The organism is Haloferax sp. Atlit-48N (assembly GCF_003383015.2).
Classification (GTDB): Archaea; Halobacteriota; Halobacteria; order Halobacteriales; family Haloferacaceae; genus Haloferax; species Haloferax volcanii.
Genome location: NZ_CP137689.1, coordinates 457,527 through 473,209, shown reverse-complemented (window position 1 = coordinate 473,209; position 15,683 = coordinate 457,527). Strand labels below are relative to the sequence as shown.

Annotated in this window: 19 protein-coding genes and 3 tRNA genes; 6 read left to right on the top strand and 16 right to left on the bottom strand. The window is 67.1% G+C overall.

Annotation, left to right across the window (positions count from 1 at the left end):
- Nucleotides 1-86: 86 nt before the first annotated feature.
- The 3 genes from DEQ67_RS02695 to DEQ67_RS02685 all read right to left on the bottom strand — a co-directional run bounded on the left by DEQ67_RS02695 (nucleotide 87) and on the right by DEQ67_RS02685 (nucleotide 899).
- The gene (locus tag DEQ67_RS02695; protein WP_233506000.1) at nucleotides 87-482 is read right to left on the bottom strand and encodes a hypothetical protein; all 396 of its coding nucleotides are present in this window, start codon (nucleotides 480-482) and stop codon (nucleotides 87-89) included.
- Between the two features lie 172 nt (nucleotides 483-654).
- Nucleotides 655-729 (bottom strand) — tRNA-Ile (locus DEQ67_RS02690).
- Between the two features lie 97 nt (nucleotides 730-826).
- Nucleotides 827-899, bottom strand: a tRNA-Asn gene (locus DEQ67_RS02685).
- Nucleotides 900-1,035: 136 nt separating this feature from the next.
- Here DEQ67_RS02685 and cca point away from each other — a divergent pair.
- The gene (gene cca / locus DEQ67_RS02680) at nucleotides 1,036-2,415 is read left to right on the top strand and encodes a CCA tRNA nucleotidyltransferase (RefSeq protein WP_115891379.1); all 1,380 of its coding nucleotides are present in this window, start codon (nucleotides 1,036-1,038) and stop codon (nucleotides 2,413-2,415) included.
- Here the strand turns inward: cca and DEQ67_RS02675 are convergent.
- From DEQ67_RS02675 to DEQ67_RS02660, 4 genes are all read right to left on the bottom strand, one after another.
- Nucleotides 2,394-3,407 carry a histone deacetylase family protein gene (locus tag DEQ67_RS02675; protein ID WP_004065243.1) on the bottom strand — a complete coding sequence of 338 codons (1,014 nt, stop codon included), beginning with the start codon at nucleotides 3,405-3,407 and terminating at the stop codon, nucleotides 2,394-2,396. The genes cca and DEQ67_RS02675 overlap by 22 nt on opposite strands.
- Entirely contained in the window at nucleotides 3,407-3,838 is a 432-nt protein-coding gene (locus tag DEQ67_RS02670) for a histone (protein WP_004044404.1), read from the bottom strand. Before DEQ67_RS02670 ends, DEQ67_RS02675 begins: the two co-directional genes overlap by 1 nt.
- A 199-nt stretch (nucleotides 3,839-4,037) precedes the next feature.
- Nucleotides 4,038-5,510, bottom strand: coding sequence for a single-stranded DNA binding protein (locus DEQ67_RS02665; RefSeq protein ID WP_115891380.1), 1,473 nt, complete (start codon nucleotides 5,508-5,510; stop codon nucleotides 4,038-4,040).
- 188 nt (nucleotides 5,511-5,698) lie between these two features.
- Nucleotides 5,699-6,208, bottom strand: coding sequence for a hypothetical protein (locus tag DEQ67_RS02660; RefSeq protein WP_115802170.1), 510 nt, complete (start codon nucleotides 6,206-6,208; stop codon nucleotides 5,699-5,701).
- Between the two features lie 147 nt (nucleotides 6,209-6,355).
- Here DEQ67_RS02660 and DEQ67_RS02655 point away from each other — a divergent pair.
- Nucleotides 6,356-6,428 (top strand) — tRNA-Arg (locus DEQ67_RS02655).
- 170 nt (nucleotides 6,429-6,598) lie between these two features.
- Here DEQ67_RS02655 and DEQ67_RS02650 read toward each other — a convergent pair.
- Together DEQ67_RS02650 and DEQ67_RS02645 are read right to left on the bottom strand one after the other, a co-directional pair.
- A complete protein-coding gene (locus DEQ67_RS02650) occupies nucleotides 6,599-7,282 on the bottom strand; it encodes a rhamnogalacturonan acetylesterase (RefSeq protein WP_115891381.1) in 684 nt (227 codons plus the stop codon).
- Between the two features lie 164 nt (nucleotides 7,283-7,446).
- Nucleotides 7,447-7,674: a DUF7564 family protein gene (locus DEQ67_RS02645; protein ID WP_115891382.1), complete on the bottom strand. Its 228-nt coding sequence runs from the start codon at nucleotides 7,672-7,674 to the stop codon at nucleotides 7,447-7,449.
- Nucleotides 7,675-7,818: 144 nt separating this feature from the next.
- Between DEQ67_RS02645 and DEQ67_RS02640 the strand changes: the two genes are divergently transcribed.
- Nucleotides 7,819-8,430 (top strand): DUF309 domain-containing protein, encoded by a 612-nt coding sequence (locus tag DEQ67_RS02640; RefSeq protein ID WP_115802167.1) that lies wholly within the window; start codon nucleotides 7,819-7,821, stop codon nucleotides 8,428-8,430.
- 43 nt (nucleotides 8,431-8,473) lie between these two features.
- On the opposite strand, the gene DEQ67_RS02635 is transcribed toward DEQ67_RS02640, so the two are convergent.
- Entirely contained in the window at nucleotides 8,474-8,683 is a 210-nt protein-coding gene (locus DEQ67_RS02635; protein WP_115802166.1) for a hypothetical protein, read from the bottom strand.
- A 143-nt stretch (nucleotides 8,684-8,826) separates the two neighbouring features.
- Nucleotides 8,827-9,615 carry an NAD-dependent glucose-6-phosphate dehydrogenase gene (gene azf / locus DEQ67_RS02630; protein WP_004065250.1) on the bottom strand — a complete coding sequence of 263 codons (789 nt, stop codon included), beginning with the start codon at nucleotides 9,613-9,615 and terminating at the stop codon, nucleotides 8,827-8,829.
- 101 nt (nucleotides 9,616-9,716) lie between these two features.
- Between azf and DEQ67_RS02625 the strand changes: the two genes are divergently transcribed.
- The 3 genes from DEQ67_RS02625 (at nucleotide 9,717) to DEQ67_RS02615 (ending at nucleotide 11,051) form a co-directional block, all read left to right on the top strand.
- Nucleotides 9,717-10,058, top strand: coding sequence for a dihydroneopterin aldolase family protein (locus DEQ67_RS02625; RefSeq protein ID WP_115860447.1), 342 nt, complete (start codon nucleotides 9,717-9,719; stop codon nucleotides 10,056-10,058).
- Nucleotides 10,055-10,525, top strand: coding sequence for an NUDIX domain-containing protein (locus DEQ67_RS02620; RefSeq protein ID WP_115802164.1), 471 nt, complete (start codon nucleotides 10,055-10,057; stop codon nucleotides 10,523-10,525). Before DEQ67_RS02625 ends, DEQ67_RS02620 begins: the two co-directional genes overlap by 4 nt.
- Nucleotides 10,526-10,613: 88 nt before the next feature.
- A complete protein-coding gene (locus DEQ67_RS02615; RefSeq protein WP_115802163.1) occupies nucleotides 10,614-11,051 on the top strand; it encodes a DUF5790 family protein in 438 nt (145 codons plus the stop codon).
- A 38-nt stretch (nucleotides 11,052-11,089) separates the two neighbouring features.
- Here DEQ67_RS02615 and DEQ67_RS02610 read toward each other — a convergent pair whose 3' ends face one another.
- From DEQ67_RS02610 to DEQ67_RS02590, 5 genes are all read right to left on the bottom strand, one after another.
- Entirely contained in the window at nucleotides 11,090-11,812 is a 723-nt protein-coding gene (locus DEQ67_RS02610) for a creatininase family protein (RefSeq protein ID WP_115860449.1), read from the bottom strand.
- 44 nt (nucleotides 11,813-11,856) lie between these two features.
- Nucleotides 11,857-13,794, bottom strand: a complete 1,938-nt coding sequence (locus DEQ67_RS02605) for an ABC transporter ATP-binding protein (RefSeq protein ID WP_115860451.1) — start codon at nucleotides 13,792-13,794, stop codon at nucleotides 11,857-11,859.
- A 62-nt stretch (nucleotides 13,795-13,856) separates the two neighbouring features.
- A complete protein-coding gene (locus DEQ67_RS02600; RefSeq protein WP_115802160.1) occupies nucleotides 13,857-14,741 on the bottom strand; it encodes a NosD domain-containing protein in 885 nt (294 codons plus the stop codon).
- 132 nt (nucleotides 14,742-14,873) lie between these two features.
- The gene (locus DEQ67_RS02595) at nucleotides 14,874-15,143 is read right to left on the bottom strand and encodes a DUF7538 family protein (protein ID WP_004044418.1); all 270 of its coding nucleotides are present in this window, start codon (nucleotides 15,141-15,143) and stop codon (nucleotides 14,874-14,876) included.
- A gap of 40 nt (nucleotides 15,144-15,183) precedes the next feature.
- Nucleotides 15,184-15,678, bottom strand: a complete 495-nt coding sequence (locus DEQ67_RS02590) for a DUF192 domain-containing protein (RefSeq protein ID WP_115891383.1) — start codon at nucleotides 15,676-15,678, stop codon at nucleotides 15,184-15,186.
- Nucleotides 15,679-15,683 lie beyond the last annotated feature (5 nt).

Below are 15,683 nucleotides of genomic sequence, written 5' to 3'. Positions count from 1 at the left end.
GAGCGTTTTCCGACGCTCATTCGTCTCTCCGAGAGACCGCACGCGCGGCTGGTGAGTCGTGAGCGCCGGGGGCGCGAGTTTCCGCGTTACTCACGCGAACCCCCGTCTGTGCGGATGAAATCGCTCAGACGGCACTGGGCCTTACCGCCGCTCGTTTTCGGCCGACGGCTGTCGGCCTCATGCGGACCGGCTTCCGGGTCAGGGGCAAGCCCCTGCTTCCGGCCGCTCCGGGCGGACTGGGACCCGCCCTCCGCTGTTCCGGTCCTTGCGGTGGTCTCTGCGGCCAGTTGGTGTGCCCACAGGAGCGAGGTGAGTCGATGGTCCCGAATCTCGTCCTCGATGGCGGGGATGCGCGCGCAGTCCTTGCACTCGCGCATCTTCGCGGCGCGCTCAGCGTGGTCGACGAGACACCACGCTTTGCAACTGCCGCAGACGTAGCGGACGTACCGCCACAGGTTCGTCTCTCGACGAGCCCGCGACATCTACCGAACACCCCCGGCTAAAGTTATCGCCCGACCGCGAGCCGGTCCGTAAGCAGAGCTTATGGAATTGGGATTTTCGGGCGTTTCGAGATTTCGCGGAAACGGCGAATTTAGGCGCGTTAGGGTCCGTAGTCGACCTTTTTCATCAGCAACGAATCGACTAAAATTATTATGGGCCCCATGGGGTTCGAACCCATGACCACCCGGTTATGAGCCGAGCGCTCTGACCAGACTGAGCTAGGGGCCCTCGGCCGATTCTTTCCCGTCGTCCCTCTTATGTCTTATCAGAAGCCGTCGCCGACGAACCGGAGACGAACCGCTCGTCGGGATGAGAAACGGAGAAGCGCCACCGCCAGGACTCGAACCTGGGACAACCTCGTTAACAGCGAGGTGCTCTACCAACTGAGCTACGGCGGCTTTCGTCTGCACTCTCTCGTATTCGATGTTTCTTGATAGGGCTTTCGTTTTTAACCGACGGCTGGCGGATGCCACCGCCTGACGCGGTCGCGAGCGCACCGTCACGCTTTCGCCCGCCCGCGGGAAACCAGCGGGCATGACGAACTCGGACCTCGCCGCGGTCGTCGCCGCGGTCCGCGAGCGCATCGACCCCGACGAGGCGGAGCGTCGGGCGCTCGCGGACGCCGCGGCGGCCCTCGAATCCCGCGTGTACGACGCCCTCGCGGACCTGCCGGTGGACGCCGACGCGCTGCAAGTCGGCAGCACCGCCCGCGGCACGTGGCTCTCGGGCGACCGCGACATCGACCTGTTCGTGCGCTTTCCGGCCGACCTCGACCGCGAGGAACTCGAAGCGTACGGCCTCGAAGTGGGTCACGCCGTCCTCCCCGACGGCCACGAGGAGTACGCCGAACACCCTTACGTGAAAGGCGACTACGACGGCTTCGACGTGGACCTCGTCCCCTGTTACGACGTGCCGTCCGCCTCGGACATCCGCTCGGCGGTCGACCGGACGCCGTTTCACAACGCCTACCTGACCGAGCGCCTCGACGACGACCTCGCGGCGGACGTTCGCGTCTTCAAGCGCTTCCTGAAGGGTATCGATGCCTACGGGAGCGACCTCCGAACCGAGGGGTTCTCGGGTTATCTCGCCGAGCTTCTCGTCGTCGGACACGGCGGCTTCGAACCGCTGCTCCGGGCGGCCGCCGACTGGAGTCCACAGGTCGAGTTCGACCCGGAGGACCACGGGACACGGAGTTTTTCGGACCCGCTCGTCGTCATCGACCCGACCGACTCCGAGCGGAACGTCGCCGCGGTCTGCTCGGCGGAGAACGTCGCCCGACTCCAGCACTACGCCCGCGACCTGCTTTCCGACCCGCGGGAATCGCTGTTCTTCCGGCCCGACCCGCGGGCGCTCGACGCCGACGGCGTTCGGGACCACCTCGACCGCCGCGGCACCACGGCCGTCGCCGTCGTCTTCGACTGCCCGGACCTCGTGGACGACCAGCTCTACCCGCAGCTCAGGAAGTCGCTGACCGGCGTCGCCGACGGCCTCGACAGACGCGGCTTCGACGTGTTCCGGCGGGCGACGTTCGCCGACACCGACGGCGAGGGGCAGGGCGAAGCCGTCCTGTTCGCGGAACTCTCGGTGGCCGAGCGCCCGACGGTCGAGCGCCACGAGGGGCCGCCGGTCCACGTCCGCCAGCACGCTGAGGGGTTCTACGGCGCGTACGAGGACGGCGACGACCACTACGGGCCGTTCCTCGACGGCGACCGCTACGTGGTCGAGCGCGAGCGCGAGTTCACCACGGCGACCGGCTTCCTCGAAAGCGACGCGCTGTTCGACGTGGCCCTCGGAAAACACGTGGAATCGACGCTCAGAGAGGACGGCTACGACGTGCTCGTCAGCGGCGACGTGGCCGCGCTCGCGGAGTCGTTCGGTGCCGAGTTGGGTCGCTACTTCGCGCCGAGGCCGTGAGCGGCGCGCACGTCGTCGACTAGCTCGACGTTCTTCTCGTCGGGGTCTTCGTCGGGGTCCATCGCGATGCGGCCGTCGAACGTCTCGTGGACGGTCGCGACGCCCTCGGAGAGCGTGTCGAGGCCGTAGCCGCCTTCGAGGACGAAGGCGATGGCGGCGTCGGTCTCTTCGCAGAGCTCCTGCACGCACTCGGTGAGCATCGCGTAGCCCTCGGTGGAGACGCGCATCCGCGAGATGGGGTCGTGGCGGTGGGCGTCGAAGCCGGCGCTCACGATGAACAGGTCGGGGTCGAACCGCTCGACTGCGGGCGCGATGGCCTCGTCGAACGAGTAGACGTAGTCGGCGTCACCCGCGCCGGCGTGGAGCGGGACGTTGAGGGTCGACCCCTCGCCGTCGCCCTCGCCGGTCTCTTCGACCTCGCCCGTGCCGGGGTAGAGGCCGTCCTCGTGGATGGACGTGTAGAACACGTCGCCGCGGTCGTAGAAGATGTCCTGCGTGCCGTTGCCGTGGTGAACGTCCCAGTCGAAGATGGCGACGCGCTCGGCGAGGCCGTCGTCGATGACCGCCTGCGCGGCGACGGCGGCGTTGTTGAAGAAGCAAAAGCCCATGGCGTCGTCCTCGACGGCGTGGTGGCCCGGCGGGCGACCGAGCGAAAACGGCGTGTCGCGGCCGTCGTCGCCGTCGAGCGCGGCGCGGGCGGCCCACTCCGCGAGGCCGGCGGAGGTGAGCGCGGCGTCCCACGACGCCTCGACGGCGACGGTGTCGGGGTCCCAGTTGCCGCCGCCGTCGCGACAGAACTCGTGGAACTCGTCGACGTAGCCGTCGTCGTGGACGGCCGCGACGGTGGATTTCTCGGCGGGCGAGGCGTCGACGTACTCGACGCCGTGGCGCTTCGCCAGCCCGCGCCGGATGGCCCGGAGTCGGTCGGCCGTCTCGGGGTGCCGCGGCCCGGTGTCGTGGTCGAGACACGTTTCGCTGTAGCCGAATTGCATTATTCGAAGAGGGAGAAGTAGGTCTCGATGTCCTCGGATTGGACCGTCCGCCGGTCGGCGTGGTGGGCGAGTTTGACGGCGGCGTCCGCCACGTTGACGGCGTAGTCTTCGAGGATATCGGCCAGGGCGATTCGAGCGTCCATCGCGACGCGGTAGCGGTCGTCGATTCGGAGGCGGGCGATGCGGTCGATGGGGGCGATAGGGAGGGAGAGTTCGTCGCGGTCGACGACCTGTTGAACGCCGAAGTCCTCGGCCATCAACGTCTTGCGACCGTCCGCCGTCGCCCGGTCGGCGGCGTCTATCGCGAGTTCCGCGCCGCGGTCCTGAATCCGGCGGGCGAGCGCCTCGGCGGCGCCGGCGCTCACTCGCAACTCACCTGCGTTCTGCCGGATAATCGCGTCTACCGGGGCGAACGGTAGCTCGACACTCATACCCACATATCGGGTCCGTGCGGCGTATAATCCTTTCCGTCGCGGCCCCTTCTGTATTTTATCGCACGGAGCGCTCCCGAGCGGTCGGATTTCGCGCCGAAGAGCCGCGAAAACCGGGCGAACGATGAGTCAGGTTCGACGGCCCGCCGACGGCGGGGCGGTGGGTGACCGGCGACCGGCGACCGGTGGTCTATCCGTCCTACTGCTGTGCGCCAGTGTGGACTTCGACCGACTCGGCGCTGATGCGGCCGTCGGTCTCCGTCCCGGAGACGGTCACCTCGTCGCCGAGGCCGAGGTCGGCGTCGGTGTCGACGGTCTTGGTCTGCGTGCCGTCGTCGAGGATGACCGGCGTTCCGGCCTGTACGACCGTCCCGGTGAACTCGACCGCCTCGCCGGCGGACTCGGCCGCGGACGCGTCCGACGAGGACCCGCCGTTCGCGGCGGACGTGTCGTCGGACGACCCGGACGAGCCACCGGACGACCCGTCGCCGGAGAACGCGCCGAGGCCTTGGTCGCTGGGCGGCGTCGGCCCCGAATCGCCGGCGTCGGTGCCGGCCGCGCCCTCGGGTGCCTCGTCCATCACGGCGACGGACGACCGCCAGCCGGCGGAGGCTTCGAGGTCCTCCTGCCAGCCCTCTTTTATCTCCGCGTCGGTGATGACGACGTAGTCCGCGAGGTCCACGTCGGCGTCGGCTTTCTCGCCCCAGAGGGCGACCCGGATATCGCCGGTGCCGTCCTTGACGCGGATGTTTCGGACCTGCCCCTCGGAGCCGTCGTCGCGGTCGAAGGTGCGTTTCCCGTCTGCCTCGATGACGCCGCCGGCGATGTCCACCGTCTGACCGAGTTCGAGCGAGCCGATGTCGGTCGTCTCGGGGACGTACTCGATGTCCTCGTCGATGGGTTCGACCGCGCCGCGGGAGCCGACGTGGAGTTCGAGCGAGCCGTCGCGCTCGCGGACGTAGCCGTCGACGACCTCGACCGACTGGCCGGGTTCGAGTTCTTCGGCGAGGTCCGCCCGCTCGTCCCAGAGCGTGACGCGGACGCGACCGGTCGGGTCCCCGACCGAGAGGTTCGAGACGCGGCCCTCGGTGCCGTCGTCGCGGTCGAACGTTCGCACGGTGCCGGCGTCGAGAATCTTGCCTTCGAGGTTCACGTCCGAGAGGCCGAGCGCGAGGTCCTCGACGCGGTAGCTATCGAGCACCTGCACGTCGACCTCGGCGTCGAGGTCCTCTTCGACCTTGCTGGCGCTGACTTCGACGCCGTTGTAGCCGTCCTTCGGGCGACCGCCGATGCGGAGGACGGTGCCGACTTCGAGATTCTCCTTCGCGCCGGCGGCCATCTCGTCCCACAGCGAGACGCGGATGCGACCGGTCTCGTCGGCGACCTCGATGTTGACGACCCGCCCGTCTTCGTCCTCGCCGTCGCGCTCGAACGTCCGAACCTCGCCGATGCTGACGACCTTGGCGAGGAACTTCACGTCCTCCATGCCGGGTTCGATGTCGGCGATGCCGTTGACCTCCTCGTCGCGCAGTTCGTGGGCGATGAGCATCGCCGCCGTCTCCTCGTCGGCGAGGCCGCCCATCTGTTCGACCTTGTCGTTGACCGCCGCTTCGAACTCCTCGAACTCGACATCGGTGTCGAGGTCGTCGTAGACCTCCCGGATGACGCCCATCAGGCGTCACCTCCCGGAACGAAGCGCGCGCGTCGCGGCAGACCGAGCGTCATACTCATACTATGGACGAACAGGGAAGGGCGGCGCTTAAGCGTTGTTTTCCTCCGAATTGGACCGCCGAACCGACCGCGCGAATCGAGCGACATAACGGGGGTGGTCGCGGCCCCGGATTTGAACCTTCGGACGCCTCAGGTGTCCATATCGATGCGGGCGACCTCTCGACGACCGTCCGCGTCGTCGTGGACGACGACCGCCCGGCCGGGGAGGCCGCTTTCGAATCGGAGCGTCGCCTCGTAGCCGCGGACGACCGGCGATTCGGCGCAGTTCTCCGCGTCGGCTCGCTCGACGGTCTCGACGACGAGCGTGGCCGTGTCCGACGCCGCGTCGTAGTCGGCGCGCGCGAGTCGGGCGATAGAACAGTCGGTCGCCCCCGTGACGCACCCGACGACGGAGACGCCGGTTTCGGTCTCGGACGCGAGCGCCCCGCCGTCCGCCGAGCAGGCGTCGGCGCGGACGGGCGTGAACGACCGCCCGACGAGTCGCGGGCGGCGGGGCGTCTCCGTCGCCGTCGGCGACGCGGTTCCGGTCTCGGTGCCGGTGCTCGCCGTCGACCCCTCCGCCGCGTCGCCGCCGCTCGCGCACCCCGCGAGCGAGGCGCACAGCCCGGCTGTTCCGAGGAGGAGCGCGCGTCGATTCACGTGCGAAACTAGGCCCGCTCGCGAAAAAGTCCTTGCGTACGACACGCACACCGACGCCCGCCTCGTGCCGTGGTCCCGCGGTTCACTGGGAGTTCACATCGTAACCGTCTTAAGTAACCGTCGAGTACCGAAGGATGCAGCAAGACAGTCCTGATAGGGTAGTGGACTATCCTCCTGGCTTGCGGAGCCAGGGACCGGAGTTCAAATCTCCGTCAGGACGTTTCTACGAGGAACTACACGACGAGCGAAGCGGTCTGTCTTCACCGAAGCTCTGTGGACGTTTCTCTTTGGACCCGACCTTCGAGAGCCTTCTGCGCTCTCGGGGCGGTACACCGTCTCTCCGGAGACCTGAACAGCGAGCGATATCGTCGCGACCGGGTTCACCGCTCGTCAGGACTCGACGTGGGCGGCCAGTCCGAGGTCCAGTTCTGCGACCCCGCCGAGCACCACGTCGGCCATGCGGCGCGCCCCGTGCTCGCTGAAGTGCGTGTCGTCAGCGATTCCCTCCGGATAGTTCGAGTGTTCGCCCGGTTCGAGGTGGTTGTAGAGCGCCGTCGACGCGTCGGGGCCGAGTTCAGCCAAGAGCGCCCGCGTTCGCTCGTCCGTGTCGATGAGCGGCACGTCGCGGTCGAGCGCGACGGTTCTCGTCAGGTCGGCGTACGCGCGGTGGGTGTCTTTCGGGACGCCGCCGTCGTCGAACTGGCGGCGCGCGATGGGCGTGAGCAACACGGGCGTCGCCCCCTGTTCGCGCGTCTCACCGACGAACTTCCGGAGGTTGTCGACGAACGCCGCCTCGGTCGTGTGCTGTTCTTTCGACGACACCTCGTCGTTGTGGCCGAACTGGACGAACACGTAGTCGGTCTCGGTCAACTGGCGGGCGACGGGACGCCAGCGACCCTCTTCCAGAAACGTGCGGGTGCTGCGACCGTTTCGGGCGTGGTTCGCCACCGTGACGGCGTCGTCGAAGCGGTCGGCAAAGGGCATTCCCCACCCGGTCTCCGGGCGTTCGTGCGCCTCCTTGTCGGCCATGGTGGAATCCCCGACGAGATGGACGGTAATCGACTCGGACGACATTTCGATAGCGCTCGTCCGGGCGACGTATAGTGACACCGGTCGGATCAATCGACGGAAAAATCAGCTCCTAACCGTCGCTAACGGGTGCCTACCCGCCGGGACGTGGCGTTGGACCGACCGACGGAGCGCCGAGCGCACTCGGCAGTCCGGACCGAAAAATGGGCTTACGCCTCGTCGTACGGCGGTTCGAGGCCGGGCGACCGCTCGTCGTCCTCGCGGCGGCGGCGGACCGACGAGGTCGTGCGCGACCGCTGCGGACGGGGGCGAGGCGTCTCCTCGGACCGGGGCTTCGCGGCCCACGACCCGTGGCAGTCCCGACAGTAGTTGCCTTTGTACGCCCGCGTGAACAGATACTGCTCACCGCAGCGGATACAAACCGGGGACTGGGTCATCGTTCGACACCTCGGACGAGGGTTTCGAGGGCATTCATGTGCTATCATACCTCATATGTTCCCGAGAGGGATAAGTATGCAAGCCCTACGCCGCGGGAGCGCGCCCTTCGCGGAATCTTTACTCGTGGACGGCGAACGGTTCGCATGGACGATTCGCTTCGCGCAGGCGTCGCCATCTACAACGCGGGCGCGTACCGGGCGGCCCACGGCGCGTGGGAGTCGAAGTGGCTGTCGCTCGACCGCGGGGGTGACGACGAGCGGTTTCTCCACGGGCTTATCCAGTTCACCGCGGCGGTCCACCACGCCCGCGACGGCAACGACTCCGGCGCGGTCGGCCTCGCTCGGAGCGCGCGGGAGTACCTCGACGGCCTCGCAGACGACTACCGCGGCGTCGACCTCGCCGGCGTTCGAGAATCTCTCGCGCGCCTCGAAGCCGACCCCGGCGTCGCCGCCGACCCGCCCGCGCTCCGACTCGACGGCCGGGTCGTCACGTACGACGACCTCGATTTCGACGCCGTCGCGGTCGCGGCCGAGACGCTCGCGGAGGAACTGGACGGCTACGACGAGTCGGTCGTCGCCGACGCGGTCGGGTACGCCCACGAAGAGGTCGCCGACGGGGAACAGACGCAGTTCACGGCGATGGTGTTCGACTTCGTGCGGAACGAAGCCCAGCGCGGACTGGTGTTTCAGCGATTGAGCGAGCACGTCCGCCGGCGGCGACGCCGCGAAGACGACGTGAGCGGCCTGTTCGAGTGAGCAAAGAGGGGAGTCGTCGAACGTCGCTGGAGGCGAGACCGTCTCAGAAGTACGCCTTTCTGATGACGAACAGGAGCCAGACGACCGGGGCGAGGGCGAGGAGCAAGCCGACGATGCCTATCAGATACTCCCCTTCGACGAGTCCGCGCGCCCATCCTCGACCGAGGTGGAAGACGAACAGGGAGCAGACGAGTAAAACCGCGTCGCGGAGCGACACTCCCGCGTCCTCCGCGGTGGAACCCAGTGGCGTCATTACGTCCACCGACGTGTCGTATTTCTATAAGTTTTCCCCCGGCACGTTCGCGCGTCTATACCCGGCCGGGTCACGCGACGGGCTAGCCGAAGAATCGGAATCGGGGTTCGACGGGGCCAAACGTCGGAGTTCCGACGCCGCAATCAGGCTTCGTCCAGCGGTTCGCCCTCGAAGGTGAACTCGGCGGAGTTGTCCTGCGGGTCGTAGCCGAGCACCGCCCGAGCGCGGTCGATGGAGTAGTACTTACGGTCGTTGTCGGAGATGCCGTAGACGATTTCGTAGTCGTAGTCGGCCTCGATACAGCACTCGAAGAGATGCCCGCAATCGCGGTACGACAGCCACATCGCCTGCCCGCGTTCGTACTCCTTCGGCGGGTGGTGCTGAGTGAGGTTGCCGATGCGGACGTTCACGACCGAGATGTCGTGGTGGTCGTGGTAGTAGCGGCCGAGCGTCTCGCCGGCGGCCTTGCTCACGCCGTAGAGGTTACTCGGGCGCGGTAGTTCCGTCCCGTCGAGTCGGAACTCGTGGTGCGGGCGGTACATATCGGGCGTCCGGTCCGTCGTTTCGTACGCCCCGACCGCGTGGTTCGAGGAGGCGAACGCGAACTTCTCGACGCCGGCGTCGACCGCGGCGTCGAACATCTGTTGGGTGCCGTCGATGTTGTTCCGCAGGACGCTGTCCCACGGCGCTTCGGGACGCGGGTCGCCCGCGAGGTGGATGACGGCGTGGACGCCGTCCATGGCGTTTCGCACGGCGGTCTCGTCGGTGACGTCGGCGACGTACACCTCCGTGGAGTCGACCGAATCGGGAATCTTCTCGTCGGAGAGTGGCTCGCGGTCCAACAGCCGCCAGTCGTAGGCGTCGCCGATGTGCCCTAGTATCGCCTGGCCGACGCGCCCGCCAGCCCCCGTCAGCAAAACCGGCTGGTCCATTCGGTGTAACGTCCGGCGAGGGAGGCTAAGTAAGGACCGGTTCGCGCTCGCTGGACCCTTCGGACCGCCGAACTTTAACCCGGAGCGACGGTGTTCCCGGTATGGTCACAGACCCGCAGACGGCCTGCTTCGAGGCGGGCATCAAGTTCGGGACGCTCTATCACCAGTTCGCCGGCACGCCGGTTTCGCCCGACAGCGCCCGGAGCCTCGAACGGGCCATGGCCGAGGCCATCGAGAACCAACCGCACTGCGAGTCGGTCTCCGTCCACATTCTCGACGACGCGCTGGACGCCGAACTCGCCGGGTCGACCGCCGACTACACGGAACTCACGGGGCGGTTCATGGAAGTCGAGATGGAAATCGACTACGAGGGCGTCCGCGTCCGGACCGAAATGGAGATGGAAGACGGCTACCCGCTGATGAAGCTCGTGTCGGTCGAATGACCCGCCCGCGAAGCGCCGCCCGCGGACTCGTCGTCCGCGACGACGAACTCCTCGCGATTCAGTACCGCACCGACGGCGAGGACTGGTACGTCGCGCCCGGCGGCGGCCAGCAGCGCGGCGAGTCGCTCGCGGAGACGGTCCGCCGAGAGGTGTACGAGGAAACCGGCTACGAGGTCGCCGTCGGGTCGCTCGCGTACGTTAGGGATTTCGTGCCCTCGACGCATTACGAAGATAGAGACGACGACGGCCATCAAGTAGACCACTTCTTCTGGTGCGAGCGAGTGGGAGACGAGCCGGACGACCCGACGGAGCGCGATTCGGTCCAGGTCGGCGTACGGTGGCTCCCCCTCGACGAACTCGGGGAGGTCCGGTTCTTCCCCGGCCCGCTCGGTGACCGACTCCGGAGCGGCGACTCCGACGAGATGGGCGACGCACGCGGCGCGGTCTACCTCGGCGACGTGGACTGAGAATCCGGCGGCGACGACTCCGGAGTCGTTCGATTTCACTTTCACTTTCGGGGTCGTTTTTAAACCCCCGCGCGCCGAACGTGTGAGCATGAGTCAAAGCACGCTCGGCGACGACGACCTGTTCGGAGAGGCGGCGGCGGAGATGCGCGCCGACGTCGAGGAACATCTCGGCGAGGCCCGGTCGGCGCTTCCCGACCCGGACGACGTGTGGGAGGCCGACGCCGACAACGTCCTCGGCGTCCTCAACGGCCTCCGCTCCTCGCTCGACGTCGAGGGCGCGGCCGAACACGTCCGACAGGCCAAGAAGTGGTACGTCATCGGCCAGCGCGCCGAGGCGTTCGACGACCCCGAGGACCTCGAAGCGGCCATCGAAGAGCTCGAAGCACTCATCGAGATGGTCGAGGAGGCCCACGAACTCGTCGGGGAACTCACCAACACGATGCCGCAACTCCGCGGCGCGCTCACCGACGCGGCCGAGGCGGCGGAAGTCGCCAGCTCGGACGACGAAGACGAAGAAGAGGAGTAATCCGTAGACCGGCTCGCCGGTCCGCGTCCGCGGGCCGTTCAGTCGAGTTGCCGGCTTTCGACCGCGTCGAGGAGCGACGCGAGCGAGTCGGCCGCGAGCGATTCCAGTTCCGCGCCGCGGTCGGCGTTGCCCTCGGCGGGGTCGCCGACGACGCCGTTGTCGGTGAACTCGTCGGAGTCGTGGGCGAGGTTGACGCCCGAGACCCACTCGCCCCAGCGGTCGGACCCGCCCGCGCGGGCCTCGTCGATTCGGTCCTCGCGAACCAGTTCCGGATGCGTGTGGCGGAGGAGTGCGGTTTCTAACGGGCCGCCGTGGCCCATGTCCGAGGAGTGGTCACCGACGGCGTCGAACCACGTGAACGCGACCGCGTAAACGTCGCCCGTCCGCGAGACGCGCCGACAGAGCTCCGCGAGCGCGTCGATGTTGCCGCCGTGGCCGTTGACGACGACGACGCGGTCGAAGCCGTGGTGGGCGAGCGATTCGATTGTCTCGCGGACGTACGCGCGGAAGGTATCCGGCGAGACCCACAGCGTGCCGTCGAAGGCGCGGTGTTCCTCGGCGACGCCGACCGGGATAGTCGGGCCGACGACGGCCTCGCCGTCGAACTCCTCGATACCGGCCTCGGCGACCGATTCGGCGTTGAGCGCGTCGGTGCCGAGCGGCGCGTGCGGGCCGTGCTGTTCCGTGCTTCCGACCGGGAGGACCGCGAGGTCGGCGTCGAGGTCCGCGATTTCGGTCCAGGTGGCCTCGGAGAGTCGCATGGCGACAGAAGGGACGGCCCCGCCCTTAGTGGTGGGCGCTTCGCTCAGTCGTTGCCGGCGTCGACCTCGGCCTGCCGGCGGGCGGCGCGCTCGACGAACTCGTCGGGGAGTTGGTCGATTTCGCCGGCCTGCACGCCCCAGAGGTGGGCGTAGAGGCCGTCTTCCGACAGGAGGTCGTCGTGGGTGCCGCGCTCGACGACGCGGCCGTCCTCGAGGACGAGAATCTGTTCTGCGTCCTTGATGGTCGACAGGCGGTGGGCGATGCTGAACGTCGTCCGGTCGGCCGTGAGTTCGTCCAGCGAGCGCTGGATGAGCATCTCCGTCTCGGTGTCCACGTCCGAAGTCGCCTCGTCGAGGACGAGGATATCCGGGTCTTTCAGGATGGCGCGAGCGATGGAGACGCGCTGGCGCTGGCCGCCAGAGAGCTTCACGCCGCGCTCTCCGACTTTGGTGTCGTAGCCGTCGGGGAGGTTCGAGATGAACTCGTGGGCCTCGGCGGCCTTGGCGGCCGCGACGACCGCCTCGTCGTCGGCGTCGAACGTCCCGTAGGTGATGTTGTCGCGGACGGTCCCGTAGAACAGGAACGTCTCTTGGCTGACGTAGGCGATGGACTCCCGGAGGCTGGCGATGGTCACGTCGCGCACGTCTTGGCCGTCGACGCTGACGCGCCCCTCGTCGGGGTCGTACATCCGCATCAGGAGCTTGAGAATCGTCGATTTCCCCGCGCCGGTGGGCCCGACGAGCGCGAGCGTCTCGCCGCCGTCGACCTCGAAGGAGATGTCCTCGACGACGGTCTCGCCGTCGCCGTAGCCGAAGGTCACGTCGTCGTACTCGACGCGGCCCTCGGAGACGGCGAGGTCGGGAGCGTCGGGCTGTTCGGCCAGCCGCGCGGGCTCGTCCATCAGGCCGAAGATGCGGGCGCTGGAGGCGTGGGCGCGCTGGTACATGTTGATAATCTGCCCGAACTGAGCCAGCGGCCAGACGAACTGCTGGGTGAGCAGGATGAACGTGACGAACTCCCCGATTTCGAGGTCGCCGGTGAAGGGGCCGGGGCCCTGCCCGTTGATGACCCACAGGCCGCCGACGACGAAGGTGAGCGAAAAGCCGATACCGGCGAGGATGCGGAGCGCGGGGAAGAACTTGATGCGGGTGTTGATGGCGTCCCAGTTGGCGTCGAAGTAGTCCATCGAGACGCCGTCGACGCGGTCGGACTCGTGGGACTCGGCGTTGAACGTCTTGATGACCTGAATGCCGCCGAGGTTGTTCTCCAGCCGGGAGTTGAGCTTGCCGACCGACGAGCGCACGTCGGCGTACTTCGGCTGGATGATATCGACGAACTTCCACGTGAAAAGCGCGATGAGCGGGACCGGCAACAGGGCGACGAGCGCGAGCTGCCAGTTGTACGAGAGGAGGACCACCGCGATGGCGACGACCATCACGAACAGGCGGAAAAAGGAGTTCATCCCGTCGTTGAGGAACCGTTCGAGGCGATTCACGTCGTTCGAGAGGATGGACATCATCTCGCCGGTCTGCTTGTCGGCGAAGAAGTCCATGTTGAGCAGCTGCATCCGGTCGTAGGTGTCGGTCCGAACGTCGTGTTGAATCTGCTGGGCGTAGGCGTTCCATCCCCAGTTGCGGAGCCAGTGGAACACCGCGCCGGCGGTGAAACTGAACACGATGATGCCGACCGCCAAGAGGAACTGGCCGTCTCTGGTCGCCGGTACGTACGGGGTAATCCACGCCTCGGGGAGGACGGGGAAGCCGGCCGCGAACGACGTCTCCTGCCGGATGATGGCGTCGATGGCGAGGCCGAGGATGACCGGCGGCATGAGGTCGAGCACGCGGGCGGCGACGCTCGCGAGGACGCCCACGACGAACTCGAAGGTGTTCTCGCGGCCGTACTCGGCAAACAACCGCCGCATCGGGTTGTCGACCCGCTCGCGTTGGTCCTCGAACGGGTCGTCGTCGGTTTCAGGGGACACGACAACCGTTCAGGGGGCGCTCGCAGTAAAGTACTCGGGTGAGGGAGCGAGCCGCCGGTAGCTCAACAGGAGGCGTTCCGAACCGTGTTCCTGCTCGAACCGCCGGATTCGACGACCGGCTGTTGGCTGACGCCGCAGAGGTCGTTCTGGGTGAGTCGGTTGCGGTGGGAGTCCTCCAGTGTGACGCCGTGAGCCAAGAGGCCGGTCGTCACGACGTTCCTGTGAATCGCGTTACGGTCGCTTCCAACGAGTTCGAACCCGGCGATGATGATATCGACCTCGTTCTCGACGAAGCGGTTTCGGTGGCTGTCGCGGAGTTGGAAGCCGGGACCTTCTCCGTCGACGAGATTCCGTTGGAAGCTGTTTTGCGTGCTCCCGTACAGCGAGACCTGGATGGTATCGGTTCTAAACTCGGAGTCGACGAACTCGTTTCGGTGCGAATCCGTGAGCGTGAGCACGACCGGACTGACGAGCGTACACGACTCGAATCGGGTTCGCTCAACTCGGTCGAGAATCACGCCCCTGACGCTCGGCGTGAAGAAACTCGTGTTCGTCACCGCACAGCGCGAGGAATCCGCGAGGACGAACTGTGGTCTCCAATCGTCCGGATAGCCAACGACCTGCGAGTCGGCAATCGTCACCCGGCTCGAATCGGTGATTCGCCCGCCCTTCGTCAGCACGATGTTGGTTATCGAGACGCGACTGCCCGAAATCGTCGTCTCACCGTTCACGGCGTAGCCCCGGCCGTCGACACGGACGTCGTCGGCGAGAATCTCCAGACAGTCGAGGTTTTCGTCGAGGGAGTACCGCCCCGACTCGGTGATGCTCGCACATCCCGAAAGCAACTCCTCGTCGGTCCGAGGTTGCAACACGCCCGGCGCGAGCGCCGGCAGCGCGGCGAGGCCCAGCCCCCGAAGCGCTCTTCTCCTCGTGAGTCGAGTCGACATGACACCCGTTCAACTACAACACGTCGGCACAAATACAGATATTGTGAGATGCATACCAACTACGTATCAGTATTCGTGACGTACTGCAACGCCGACTGGTAGGCGAGTCGGACGCGTCGTCGCGCTTGGCGCTCAGACGACTCGGTCTTCGACCTCGGGGTCGACGCCGGCCTCGACGAGGTCCTGTCGGACGCGCTCGCGCAGCGGGTCGGGAACCGTGTCGCGGCCGACGGGGACCGCGACCTCGCCGTCGCCTTTCACCTTCCAGTAGAGGACGCAGTCGGACGGTTCGTAGTACTCGATGCTGTAAGCGTCGTCAGCCCCGCGGTAGTGGACCCGCGCGGCGAACTCCTCGGCGCGCCAGCCTTCGAGTTCGGAGAGCGCCGCGACGTGTGCTGTCATGGTCGGGTCAACGGTCGCCGGCCCTTCGGGCGTTTCGCTTCTACTCGACTTCGACTCGGTCGCCCGCTTCGATGCCGGTCTCGTTCGTGTAGCCGTAGGGGAGTTCGAGGACGTACTTCCCGGTTCCGCGGTAGCGGGTGAGGTCGGACTCGCTCGTCCCCTCGGGGTCGAGTTCGGCGTGGTGGATGCGCGTGATAGTGCCGTTTTCGGCGACGAAGACGATGTCCAGCGGGAAGTCCATGTCGCGCATCACGTAGGCGTAGGTGCCCGAGGAGTCGTGGACGAACCACATCCCCTCGTTTTCGGCGAGCGATTCGGTGTCGCTCAGGCCGGTAAAGCGCTTGGCGCGGGTGTCGGCGACGCGGGCGTCCACGGTCGCCAGGGTCTCGTCGGTCTCGTCGTCGACGACGGTGAGCGTGGTCCGTTCGTAGCCGTCGGTCGAGCCGGGGACGACCGCCGGGTTGGTGAGGTACGCGACGCTCGCAACCGCGACGACGACGGCGACCAGCAGGGCAATTCGCGTACGAGATGTCATTGCCG